The sequence below is a fragment of the Croceivirga sp. ABH4_376 genome, assembly GCF_056160685.1.
This window is the reverse complement of the sequence record NZ_JBSWXQ010000001.1, coordinates 594,766-607,631: the sequence shown is the minus strand read 5'-3', so window position 1 is coordinate 607,631 and position 12,866 is coordinate 594,766. Positions and strand designations below refer to the sequence as shown.

At 38.3% G+C, this 12,866-nt stretch carries 9 protein-coding genes; 4 read left to right on the top strand and 5 right to left on the bottom strand.

The window, feature by feature from the left end:
• Positions 1 to 11 precede the first annotated feature (11 nt).
• Both ACXAGS_RS02665 and radA read left to right on the top strand, forming a co-directional pair.
• Positions 12 to 1,154 carry an alpha/beta hydrolase gene (locus ACXAGS_RS02665; RefSeq protein ID WP_080317938.1) on the top strand — a complete coding sequence of 381 codons (1,143 nt, stop codon included), beginning with the start codon at positions 12 to 14 and terminating at the stop codon, positions 1,152 to 1,154.
• A gap of 40 nt (positions 1,155 to 1,194) precedes the next feature.
• A complete protein-coding gene (radA, locus tag ACXAGS_RS02660) occupies positions 1,195 to 2,556 on the top strand; it encodes a DNA repair protein RadA (RefSeq protein ID WP_474904292.1) in 1,362 nt (453 codons plus the stop codon).
• A 3-nt stretch (positions 2,557 to 2,559) separates the two neighbouring features.
• Here radA and ACXAGS_RS02655 read toward each other — a convergent pair whose 3' ends face one another.
• Positions 2,560 to 3,600 (bottom strand): aldo/keto reductase, encoded by a 1,041-nt coding sequence (locus ACXAGS_RS02655; protein ID WP_474904290.1) that lies wholly within the window; start codon positions 3,598 to 3,600, stop codon positions 2,560 to 2,562.
• A 62-nt stretch (positions 3,601 to 3,662) separates the two neighbouring features.
• The gene (locus tag ACXAGS_RS02650) at positions 3,663 to 4,424 is read right to left on the bottom strand and encodes an exodeoxyribonuclease III (protein WP_474904289.1); all 762 of its coding nucleotides are present in this window, start codon (positions 4,422 to 4,424) and stop codon (positions 3,663 to 3,665) included.
• 38 nt (positions 4,425 to 4,462) lie between these two features.
• Here ACXAGS_RS02650 and ACXAGS_RS02645 point away from each other — a divergent pair, with 38 nt between their 5' ends.
• The gene (locus ACXAGS_RS02645; RefSeq protein ID WP_474904287.1) at positions 4,463 to 6,526 is read left to right on the top strand and encodes a TonB-dependent receptor family protein; all 2,064 of its coding nucleotides are present in this window, start codon (positions 4,463 to 4,465) and stop codon (positions 6,524 to 6,526) included.
• 76 nt (positions 6,527 to 6,602) lie between these two features.
• Positions 6,603 to 8,066 carry a vanadium-dependent haloperoxidase gene (locus tag ACXAGS_RS02640; protein ID WP_474904286.1) on the top strand — a complete coding sequence of 488 codons (1,464 nt, stop codon included), beginning with the start codon at positions 6,603 to 6,605 and terminating at the stop codon, positions 8,064 to 8,066.
• Between the two features lie 34 nt (positions 8,067 to 8,100).
• Here the strand turns inward: ACXAGS_RS02640 and ACXAGS_RS02635 are convergent, their stop codons facing one another.
• From ACXAGS_RS02635 to katG, 3 genes are all read right to left on the bottom strand, one after another.
• Positions 8,101 to 8,694 carry a gluconate 2-dehydrogenase subunit 3 family protein gene (locus tag ACXAGS_RS02635; protein WP_474904284.1) on the bottom strand — a complete coding sequence of 198 codons (594 nt, stop codon included), beginning with the start codon at positions 8,692 to 8,694 and terminating at the stop codon, positions 8,101 to 8,103.
• A gap of 3 nt (positions 8,695 to 8,697) precedes the next feature.
• Complete coding sequence (locus tag ACXAGS_RS02630) at positions 8,698 to 10,404, bottom strand: GMC oxidoreductase (RefSeq protein ID WP_474904283.1); 1,707 nt, start codon at positions 10,402 to 10,404, stop codon at positions 8,698 to 8,700.
• Between the two features lie 169 nt (positions 10,405 to 10,573).
• Positions 10,574 to 12,808, bottom strand: coding sequence for a catalase/peroxidase HPI (gene katG / locus ACXAGS_RS02625; RefSeq protein ID WP_474904281.1), 2,235 nt, complete (start codon positions 12,806 to 12,808; stop codon positions 10,574 to 10,576).
• Positions 12,809 to 12,866: the final 58 nt, after the last annotated feature.

The following is a 12,866-nucleotide window of genomic DNA, read 5'->3' as shown; positions in this document are numbered from 1 at the left end:
AACCGTATACCATGTCCAAATCTTTATTTACCTTTTTCTTACTGTGCACCTTAGCCCTGAACGCTCAGGTGAAAAAAGAAATATTTGAATCCTTTAAACTTCAAGAAAGAAGAGATGTGTCTTATTACTTTCCAGAAGACTATTCTGAGGATAAAAAATATCCCCTAATTGTTGTTTTAGATGCTGACCACTTATTTGATTTGGCAGTTGCATACACCAAATTCTACAGCAAATTCCACAGAATGCCACAAAGTATTGTGGTTGGTGTTCATCAATTAGAAAATGATATACGCTGGGAAGATTGTGATTTTGAACAAAGTACCGGATTGCCCACCGAAAAAGGAAAGTTGTTCTACGAATTTTTAGGAACAGAATTGATACCTTATCTAGAAACCCAATACAACGTTGCTCCATTTAAAATGTTCATGGGGTATGATATTACGGCGAATTTTGGTAACTACTTCTTATTTAAAGATCGCTCACTATTTAATGCATACATTTTAATATCGCCTGTTTTGGCTCCAGAAATGGAAAGTAGAATTCCGGCAAGGTTATCAGACTTAGACCAAGAGCTTTTCTATAGCCTTATCATAGAAAAAGATAAAACAGAAGATAGAAACCGTGTATTACAACTTAAAAATGCGGTAAGCAGCATTGAAAAAGAAAGCTTACATTTTTCTTTTGATGAATACGAAGAACCAGACCATACTTCCATAGCTGCGTATGGCCTTAGCAAGGTGTTTGATAATACCTTTAAAATGTTTCGTCCTATAACCCCAAAAGAATACAAAGAACAAATTTTAAAATCCGAAGATTCTCCAATGCAGTATTTAACCAACAAATACGAAATGATAGAGAAGTTCTTGGGTTACAAAAGCGATATTGAATTAAATGACATTATGGCCATTTACGCCGCATCATTAAAAAAAGAAGATTTTGAATCACTAGACGCCCTTTCAAAAATATGCAAGGCACAATATCCAGAAACTATGCTTGGTTTTTATTTAGAGGGCGAAGCGTTGGAATTAGAAGGCGAACCCAAAAAAGCCATGAAAGCCTTCGAGAAATCTTTCTTAATGAACGAAATTGATTTTCTTACCAAAGATATGGCCTTAGAAAAAATAGATGCACTTAAGGCAGACTTTGGTTTTTAATTAGCTATACCTGTATCTTAGCCTTCTAGATTATATGTAGATGGCTAAGACCAAAACAGCTTATTTTTGTCAAAATTGTGGTGCCCAATTTGCTAAATGGGTAGGACAATGTTCTTCTTGCAAACAATGGAACACGGTAGTTGAAGAAGTGGTACAGAAAGAGACCAAACCTTCTTGGAAACAAACCGATAGTGCCGTAAAAAGAACTACAAAACCACTCCGTATTTCAGAAATCAGTAATGATAAAGAAATACGCCTTAACACCAAAGATGGCGAATTTAACCGAGTTTTAGGTGGCGGTCTGGTACCCGGTTCACTTACTTTATTGGGTGGCGAACCCGGCATAGGAAAAAGTACATTGTTACTACAAATGGCACTTAAATTAGACCTAAAAGTGCTGTATGTTTCTGGAGAGGAAAGCCAGAAGCAAATAAAAATGCGAGCAGAGCGCATAGAAAAGTATACGGACAATTGCTATATCCTTACCGAAACTAAGACACAGCATATTTTTAAACAGGTTGCTGCGGTAACCCCAGAATTGGTTATCATAGATTCTATACAGACCTTACATACCGATTATATAGAATCTGCTGCTGGTAGCATTTCTCAAATTAGAGAGTGCACGGCAGAACTTATTAAGTTTGCCAAAGAGAGCAATACCCCTGTACTTTTGGTTGGTCATATTACAAAAGATGGGAACATTGCGGGGCCAAAAATATTGGAGCATATGGTAGATACCGTGCTCCAGTTTGAGGGAGACCGAAATTATGTTTATCGTATTTTACGCTCCCTAAAGAACAGATTTGGATCCACTGCAGAACTAGGCATCTATGAAATGTTCGGTAATGGTTTGCGAGAGGTTACCAACCCCTCTGAAGTTTTAATTTCCAATGCAGCTGGAGAACTAAGCGGAACTGCAATATCTGCAACCGTAGAAGGGATGCGCCCTTTACTTATAGAAATACAAGCATTGGTAAGCAGTGCTGTTTATGGCACACCGCAACGTTCTGCAACTGGCTTTAACGTTAAAAGACTAAATATGCTTTTAGCGGTTCTAGAAAAAAGAGCTGGCTTTAAATTGGCGGCTAAAGATGTTTTCTTAAATATAACTGGAGGCATTAGTGTAGATGACCCCGCTATTGACTTAGCGGTAATTGCTGCTATTTTATCCAGCAATGCAGATATCCCAATAGAAAAAGGCACCTGTTTTGCTGCAGAAGTAGGCCTTGCCGGCGAAATAAGACCAGTACAACGGGTAGACCAGCGAATACTAGAGGCAGAAAAACTAGGTTTTTCTACCATTTATGTTTCTAAAGCGAATAAAATTGGACTTAAACACACCAATTTAGAACTAAAACTAGTTTCTAAGATTGAAGATGTGGTAAGCGAACTATTTGGTTGATATTTATGGAGATGGATTAGGAATACTGCTATGTATCTCTTCTATTCCTTTAATAACAGGTTCTGGTAAGTCTATGGCAATAGAAGCTATATTTTCCTTTAATTGCTCCATTCTGGTTGCACCAATGATATTACTGGTCAAAAATGGTCTGCTATTTACAAATGCCAATGCCATTTGTGCCAAGCTTAACCCATTTTGCGTAGCCAACTCTTGGTATCTTCTGGTTGCTTGCACCGCGTTTTCGTTGCTATACCTATTGTATTGCGGAAACAAGGTAATTCTACCTTTTCTTGGTGGCACTTCTCCGAGGTATTTACCACTTAACGTACCAAATCCTAGGGGTGAATAAGCCAATAATCCTATTCGTTCTCGCATACATATTTCAGAAAGCCCTACTTCAAAAGTCCTATTTAATAAATTATATGGATTTTGGATGGTAAGCATCCTTGGTAAATCTTGATGCACTTTAGCTTCTTCTAAATACCTCATGGTTCCCCATGGGGTTTCGTTAGATATACCTACATGCCTAATTTTACCCTCTTGAACCAAGTCTCTTAAGGTTTCCAAAACTTGGTGAAAATTGTCTTCCCAAAAATCGTGTTGCTCGGCATTATAACCTCTTTGACCAAAATAATTAGTATTCCTTTCTGGCCAATGCAATTGATAGAGGTCTATATAATCTGTTTGTAGGCGTTTTAAACTTCCTTCAACAGAGGTTTTCAACGCATCTTTTGCAAATCCTGTAGTACGTATAAATTTAGTATAATCCCCATTTCCGGCAATTTTACTGGCCAATACCACTTTGTCCCTATTACCGGTTTTAGTAAACCAATTACCTATAATTTCTTCGGTTACGGCATATAGCTCTTTCTTGGCAGGTACAGGATATAATTCTGCCGTATCAAAGAAATTTACCCCTTGGTCTAGGGCATAGTTCATTTGCTCGTGACCTTCTTCCTCAGAATTTTGTCTACCCCATGTCATGGTTCCTAGACAAATTTTACTAATTCTTATGTTGGTATTGGGTAATCTGGTGTACTTCATCATTTTGCTATAGCCGTCAAAATTAAGGTTTTTAAGACTGCTATTGTTTTAATGCAATGTTATTATTCTACCTCTAAAAGAATAGGACAATGATCACTATGTTTTGCATCTGACAAAATTACGGAGCGTTTTAAACGGTCCTTTAAGCTATCGTTAACCATTCCATAATCTAAACGCCATCCTTTATTATTGGCCCTAGCATTGGCACGGTAACTCCACCATGTATAATTATCCGGTTCAGGATTAAATTCCCTAAAACTATCTATAAAACCACTAGCTATAAAATTAGACAACCATTCCCTTTCTGCAGGCAAAAAACCAGATACATTTTTGTTTCTAACCGGATCATGTATATCTATAGGTTTATGACAAATGTTATAATCCCCACAAACTATTAAATTAGGATGTGTTTTTCTAAGTTCATCTGCATATTTTTGAAAGTCTGCCATATACATTAATTTGTGGTCTAACCTCGCAATGTTGGTACCAGAAGGCAAGTACATGCTCATTACAGAAATATCGCCAAAATCTGCACGTAAATTTCTTCCTTCAAAGTCCATATAATCTATACCGGTACCATAAGCAACATTATCTGGTTTTTGTTTACACAACAAGGCCACACCACTGTATCCTTTTTTCTGTGCGCTATACCAATAGTTGTATTCGTAACCAGCGGCTGCAAAGACCTCCAAATCTAATTGTTCCTTCATCGCCTTGGTTTCTTGTAGGCAAACTACATCTGGATCTGCGGTAGCCAACCAATCCATAAATCCTTTTTTCAGTGCCGCCCTAATACCGTTAACGTTATAAGAAACTATCTTCATGCTATAATTTTGCCTTAAAAATAGCCATTTTTGTAGCTATGAAAAGGAAAACACCATGGATATTGCCAATAGTTTTATTGGTATTCTTTCAGCAGCCGGTAAAGGCACAGACGGACACAATTACTTATTTAGACGAAATTATCCTAGCCAAATCCCTTATTCAAAAAAATGCTTACGGCACAACACCTTCTAACAGCATAAAACAAAACAAAATAAAAGCGTTTGGTCCCATAGATGCTCCCTTAGTTTTAAATCAAATACCTGGCGTACATATTTTATCCGGTGCGCTAAATACAAATCGTATAACTATTAGAGGCATAGGGGCCAGAACACCTTATGGTACAGATAAACTACGACTGTACTATAACAATATTCCCATAACCAATGGTAGCGGCTTTTCTTCTATTGAAGCTTTTGACCTAGCCAATATTGGCCATATGGAGGTGATAAAAGGTCCTAATGGCACTACTTATGGCGCTAATTTGGGAGGTGCCATTATATTAAACAGCAATGCGCCTATTGTTGGCCGCTCAGAAGTGGTGAGTAGTACCGTTATAGGGTCCTATAACTTATTCAAAGAAAACTTACGATTGACCCACCAAACCAAAAAAATACATTTAAACTTGAGTTATAATTCCATTTTTACTAATGGTTTTAGAGAAAATAATGCATTTGATCGTAACGGTATTTTACTCAATTTAGGCGTAATTCTTAATGCAAAGAGCAAATTATCAGTTTTGTTAAATCATATAGATTATACGGCACAAATTCCCAGTTCAATCAATAAGACCGATTTTGATAACAATCCAAGACTTGCAGCCGCCAATTGGTACGAAGCCAAAGGATTTGAAGCAAATAAATATACACTTGCAGGGCTTACCTATACCCACGTATTAAATGAAACGCTTAGCAATAACACCAGTATATTTTACAGCTACTTAGACCACTTTGAACCTAGGCCTTTCAATATTTTGGATGAGTTTACCAACGGTTTTGGTTTTAGAAGTGTTTTTAAAGGAAAAATTCTTGATGGTACTTTCAATGTTGGCACCGAACTTTATAAGGATGAATACTTTTGGGAGACCTTTGAAAACCTATACAGAGAGAACGAAGGCAACGGCAGCTTAGCTGGAGAAAAACTTAACGAAAACAAGGAATTTAGAACCCAATTTTATCTCTTTGGTGCCTATAACCATCCTATTTCTAAAAAACTGAATGCTCAGTTTGGATTAAGTTTAAACAAAACCAATTATGCGTTTAAAGACCGCTTTTTAAGTGATGGCAATAATTCTGCTACACGTGATTTCGATGTAATCGTAAATCCCAGTTTTAGCCTTACCTATAACCTGAAAAACGGAACCCTATTTACTGCTGTAAACAAAGGGTTTTCTAATCCTAATTTAGAAGAAACTTTAACACCAGAAGGAATAATAAACCCAGACATTGCCCAAGAAAAAGGATGGAACTATGAGTTAGGATACAATACCTCTTTTTTTAATAAGAAGCTTCAACTAAAGGCGAATACATATGTAATGAAGGTTAAAGACCTGCTGGTAGCAGAACGGGTAGGAGAAGACCAATACATTGGGAGAAATGCGGGTAAAACTACACATAAAGGATTGGAGCTAGACGCTAGTGCTTATTTTAAAATCAATCCTAATTGGAGTATAGACCCATATCTAAATTACAGCCTTAGTTTACACAAATTTGATGAATTTATTGATGATGGCATAAACTATGCAGGAAACGAGTTAACGGGTGTGCCCAAGCATGTATTGAACACCGGTATTGCTGTTCATCACAAAGAAAAGATTAGCTGGTTTGTAAACCATAATACGGTTTCTAACATTCCGCTGGACGATGCAAATAGTTTGTATAGTGATGCATATTCTGTTTTCCATACCAAAATTATATTTAAGCCAGTACTCACCAACGCTATAGAAACACAATTTCAAGCAGGGATTAACAACGTGTTCAACACCAATTATGCCCAATCTATTTTAATAAATGCGGTTGGTTTTGGTGGTGCAGAGCCACGCTATTATTACCCAGGTAATGGCAGAAATTTTTATGTTGGGGTTCAACTAAAATATTTCTTATAAACTAGTTGTAAGGTAACAAATATCACTTTTAGGTTAAAAAGTAATTCATACTTTTAGCCCAACCAAAACTTAAAGTATGACCAAAAAAATCACCACAACTCTATTGATTGCCTTGCTTATTATTGCTTGTAAGCAAAAAAATACAGACACACCAAGCGCACCAGAACCTAAGGGAATAGAGAATATAGCCTATAAATGGGGCGAAATGGCTCTTGAAGCCACCGCATTAGACACAGAGCGTTTTAAACCTAGACCAACCATTACTTCTAGATACTTAGGGTTAATTTTTACGGCTGTGTTTGATGCATGGAGCAGGTACGACAGCTTGGCCAAACCAGTATATTTAAAGAATGTAGACCGAGTTTCTTTAGAGGAACAGACGTTAAGAAATAAAGAAATTGCCATTAGCTACGCTGCGTATTACGCAATGACAGAATATTTTTATGCAGATAAAGAGTTGTTCGCAAACTTTATGAAAGAAGAACTTGGTTTGGACCCCACCCTAAAAAGTACTGATAAAAATACACCAGAAGGAATAGGCTATTTGGCAGCCAAAGCTGTTATAGAGGCCAGAAAAAACGACGGCGCTAACCAATATGGTGAAGAAGAGGGTTCTAACGGCACCCCGTATTTTAATTATGTTGGCTATAAACCCATAAATTCCGTAGAGAAAAATGTAGATCCAAATAGATGGCAACCCAAATACTTTTCTGATGGCAAGGGCGGGCAGTTTGCCCCAGAATGCCTTACACCTTATTGGGACAAGGTAACTCCAATTTCATTAAAATCTGGAGACCAATTTAGACCTGGACCGCCACCAAAAATAGGATCTGAACAATTAAAGGCTGAAGTTGCAGAGGTTATTGAGCTACAAGCTAATTTAACAGATGAAGAAAAAGCACTTGTAGAATTCATGAGAGACGGCCCACAATCTGTACAGCAAGCAGGGCATTGGTTAAAATTTGCCCAAGATGTTTCAGAAAGAGATAACCACACCTTGGACCAAGATGTAAAAATGTACTTTTACAACCAAGTTGTGGCCATGGACGCCTTTATTGCCTCATGGGATTCTAAAATGTTTTACGATTATGCCAGACCATTTGCCTTGGTACATGAATATTATGGCGGAAAAACCATCAAGGGATGGGGCGGACCAGGAGTAGGCATAATAGAAATGGATGGGAATCAATGGAGACCATATTCTCCTGACACCTTCTTATGTCCTCCTTTTCCAAGTTACACCTCTGGCCATAGCACCATTAGTGGGGCCTGTGCAGAAGCATTAAAACTTTGGACGGGTAGCGATGAGTTTGGAGAGGAAGTAGAATTGGTTCCCGGTGCCTTAACAGAACCGGACAATTTAGGCGAAAAAGTAATTATTAAGTTCCCAACTTTTACCGAAACGGCAGAGATGGCAGGTATTTCTAGGGTAATGGGAGGTTACCACATACAGGCAGACAATGTTGCCGGTCTAAAACTTGGACGAGACGTTGCACATGAGGCTTGGAAATTTTACCAAGAACATGTAGGTGAACAGTAAGAAAGTAAAAGGCCGCAAAAGCGGCCTTTTTAAATTACAAACTCCATTTATTACCTACGTCTTCAAGTGGTATACAACCAAGATAAGCCCCCGGAATAGGGTCATAACTAAGTACATTTTTGCCAATTTCTTCAGATGAAAAATAGGCCCACAACACAGTAGATTTAAGAGACCTATAAAAGCTAACCGGTTCTTGCTCACCAACCGCTGTTCCCCATACGCCACTATTGAATTTGCCTCCTTCTTTTTCTTTGATCGATAAAAATGCGTTTTTATCTTCCTGAGATAATTCCGAAAAAATCTTACCATAGGTTGACTTTGCATCAGCATTAAACTCAGAAATGTTTGCTTTAAAGTCTTCTTGACCTTTTTTATCATAAACATTGGCTACAACCTTATCTATAAATACGTCTGCATTTACATCTAAAGCTCCAGGGGTAGTTGTTTTAGGCAAAATTGTATCCACAAAGGCCGCTAAAAAGCTAGCTTCCCCTACTGTAAAAAATTCTGGGGTATAATCTATTCGGTTTACTTCTTTACAAGATTGTAACATGGATAATATGGATGGCATTATTACCGTTGCTCCTGCAAATAATGATGTTTTTCTTAGTGCACTTCTTCTATCCATCGTTTAAATATTTTGTTTGTTAAGCTGTTCTACCGCATAATTAGCTGCTCTTGCCGTTAACGCCATATAGGTTAAAGAAGGGTTTACACAAGAAGAAGAAGTCATACAGGCGCCATCTGTTACAAAAACATTCTTGGCGGCATGTACTTGATTGTGTGCGTTTAAAACTGATGTCTTGGGGTCTTTACCCATACGGGCGGTTCCCATTTCATGAATACCATAACCAGGTTCATGTTTTTTATCAAACCCTATAACATCTTTTAGACCTGCCTTTTCTAACATTTCTACCGCATCTTCTTGGATTTGCTTGTTCAGCGCCAATTCGTTCTCTTTCCATTCGCAATCAATAGAAAGTGTAGGTTGTCCCCACTTATCCAAAACCTCATTATTTAAAGAAACCTTGTTCTCATGGTAAGGCAAACATTCGGCAAAACCTGTAATAAACATTTCCCAAGGTCCTGGTTTCATAATTTTATCTTTATAGTCTGCACCAAATTCTTCTAAATTGGCTGCATAGCCATTACCCAGTCTATATGCACCTCCCTGATAACCAAATCCACGAACAAACTTATCGGATTTCGTATTTTCATCAACGTTCCAATATCTTGGAATATAAATTCCATTAGGTCTTCTTCCTTTGTAATATTTATCTAAAAAGCCTTCTACTTTACCCAATGCGCCAACCCTGTAGGTGTGGTCCATTAAATTATGTCCCAACTCACCACTATCATTTCCAAATCCTTCTGGAAAGCGGTCAGATTTTGAATTCATTAATATCTGGGTAGTGCTTAAAGTTGAAGCGTTGCAAAAGATAATTTTACTCTTAAATACTATTTCTTCATTTGTCTCGGCATCTATGATCCGTACACCAGTAGCTTTACCTTTTTTATCGTCATAAACCAAAGATTGTACAATAGAATAAGGTCTAATGGTTAAATTCCCTGTTGCATTAGCGGCCGGTAGGGTAACCGCATTGCTGCTAAAGTAAGCTCCGTAAGGACAACCCCTACTACATCTATTTCTATATTGGCATTGCCCCCTTCCATTATGAGGTTGCGTTAGATGTGCAACACGACCTATAATCATATGCCGTCCTGGAAAATCTTTTTCTAATCTTGCTTTAACATCTTTCTCTACACAATTAAGCTCCATGGGAGGTAAAAAGTGGCTATCCGGTAGTTGTGGTAAACCCAATGGTTCTCCACTAATACCGGCAAATTTTTCAACGTAGGTGTACCAAGGCTCAATATCTTTATATCTTATAGGCCAGTCTACACCATACCCATCTTTTGCATTGGCTTCGAAATCCAAATCTGACCACCTATAGGTTTGTTTACCCCATAATAAAGATCGGCCACCCATTTGATGTGCCCTTATCCATAAAAATGGTTTTTCTTCCGTATACGGATTTTCTTTATCGTTGGCATAAAAATGTTCGGTATCCTGACCTATAAATCCAGAACGGATACCCTTATAATGTTTTTCCCGCTCTTCTGGTGTTAATCCGCCCCTGTAATCCATATCCCAAGGGTCCAAGTTCATTGTTGTGTAATCTTTTACATGTTCAACAATTCTACCCCTTTCCAAGACCAGAGTTTTTAAGCCTTTTTCGCAGAGTTCTTTAGCAGCCCAACCACCACTTATACCTGAGCCAATAACAATAGCATCATAAGTGGTTTGTTTTTCTGCCTTAATATTGTAATTAGGCATATTTTCAGTTTGTTTAGATTTAGTTAAAAATGCTGAATTATTATTAGGTTTTCGGCTTACGCACGAAAGTTAATTTCGTTTTTTTACGAAAATTTATAGTAACCCATAAATTAAGATACAAAAAAAGCGACCACATTAGGTCGCTTTTTATAACAGATAAGTTCTGTTATTATAAATCGAAACGATCTGCCATCATAACCTTGTTCCAAGCCGCCACAAAATCATGGACAAATTTTTCTTGTGCATCATCACAGGCATAAACTTCTGCGAATGCCCTTAGCTCAGAATTGGAACCAAATATTAAATCTGCACGGGTTCCGGTCCATTTCTTTTCACCAGTTCTTCTGTCTGTAGCCTCAAACAATTCTTCTTTATCGTCTACGGCTTTCCATGTAATACCAAAGTCTAATAGATTCACGAAGAAATCATTGGTTAATTTACCTGGACTGTTTGTAAAGACACCGTGTTTAGAACCATCAAAGTTGGTATTTAAAACACGCATACCACCTACCAACGCAGTCATTTCCGGAGCGGTAAGGGTAAGCAATTGTGCCTTATCTACCAATAATGCTTCCGTCTTAGCATCAAATTTAGAATTCTTATAATTTCTAAAACCATCTGCCATTGGTTCCAAGGCCTCAAATGATTCTGCATCTGTTTGCTCTTCCAACGCGTCCATTCTACCAGGAGCAAAAGGAACGGTTACCTCAAAACCAGCATCTTTAGCCGCTTTCTCAATACCTGCATTACCTGCCAGGACAATTACGTCTGCCAAGGAAACTTTTTTATTTCCAGATTGACCGTTATTAAATTCTTCTTTAATTCTTTCTAAAGTATCTAAAACATTTTTAAGTTGACCCGGGTTATTAACTTTCCAATTTCTTTGTGGTTCAAATCTAATTCTAGCACCGTTTGCCCCACCTCTTTTATCACTTCCTCGGAACGTACTTGCAGAAGCCCAAGCAGTAGAAACCAATTCTGAAACGGATAGCCCAGATGCTAAAATATTCTTCTTTAACTCTGTGGCATCTGCGTCACTGATTAACTCGTGGTCTACTTTTGGAATTGGATCTTGCCAAATTAACGTTTCTGTAGGCACCTCATCACCTAAATAGCGGTCTACCGGCCCCATATCCCTATGGGTTAATTTATACCAAGCCTTTGCGTAAGCGTCTGCGAACTCGTCTGGATTTTCTAAAAAGTGCCTAGAAATTTTTTCGTAATCTGGATCCATACGTAACGAAATGTCCGTTACCAACATAAATGGGGCATGTTTCTTACTTGGGTCATGCGCATCTGGAACAGTTCCCGCACCAGCATTGTCTTTTGGTCTATACTGCCAAGCACCTGCAGGGCTTTTTGTTAGCTCCCACTCATAACCAAAAAGGTTTTCTAGGTATTTATGACTCCATTTTGTAGGGGTATCTGTCCAAGCACCTTCTAAACCACTGGTAATGGTATCCTCACTATGTCCTTTTCCTAAGTTGTTCTTCCACCCCATGCCTTGCATTTCTATTCCTGCGCCGGCTGGTTCTGCTTCTAGATAATCGGTATCTGCCGCGGCACCGTGGGTTTTACCAAACGTATGTCCGCCCGCTATTAACGCTACGGTCTCATAATCATTCATCGCCATACGACCAAAAGTCTCACGTATATAATGTGCTGCTTCCACAGGGTCTGGATTCCCATTATGGCCTTCTGGATTTACATATATAAGTCCCATATGGGCCGCACCCAATGAACGTTCCAGAGTGCCACCTTCGTAACGTTTATCGCTACCTAACCATTCTGTTTCCGAGCCCCAATAAATATCTTCTTCTGGTTGCCAAATATCTTCTCTACCTCCAGCAAAACCATACATTTTTAAACCCATTGACTCATGCGCAACATTACCTGCAAGTATCATTAAATCTGCCCAAGATAATTTCTTGCCATATTTCTTTTTAATTGGCCAAAGCAATAATCTGGCTTTATCTAGGTTGGCATTATCTGGCCAACTATTTAAAGGTGCAAAACGTTGAGAACCTGACCCTCCCCCTCCGCGGCCATCATGGATTCTGTATGTTCCTGCAGAGTGCCATGCCATACGGATAAAGAAAGGCCCATAATGCCCATAATCTGCAGGCCACCAATCTTGGCTATCCGTCATTAAGTCCGTGAGGTCTTTTTTAACTGCTGCCAAGTCTAATTTTTTAAACTCTTCGGCATAGTTAAAGTCTTTTTCCATAGGATCTACCAAATTGGAATTCTGCCTAAGGATATTTAAGTTTAATTGGTTGGGCCACCAGTCAGTATTAGATGTTCCACCGCCTGCAACTTGGCTCATTTCTCCGTTTAAGAAAGGGCATTTGGAAGATTCGTTTACATCCCAAGCCTCATTTGTGTGTTGATTATTATTATCCATTGTTAAAGGTATTTTTTAAGTAATAATGTGAATTTAAGCCTGTTCCCTTTAAAATTAA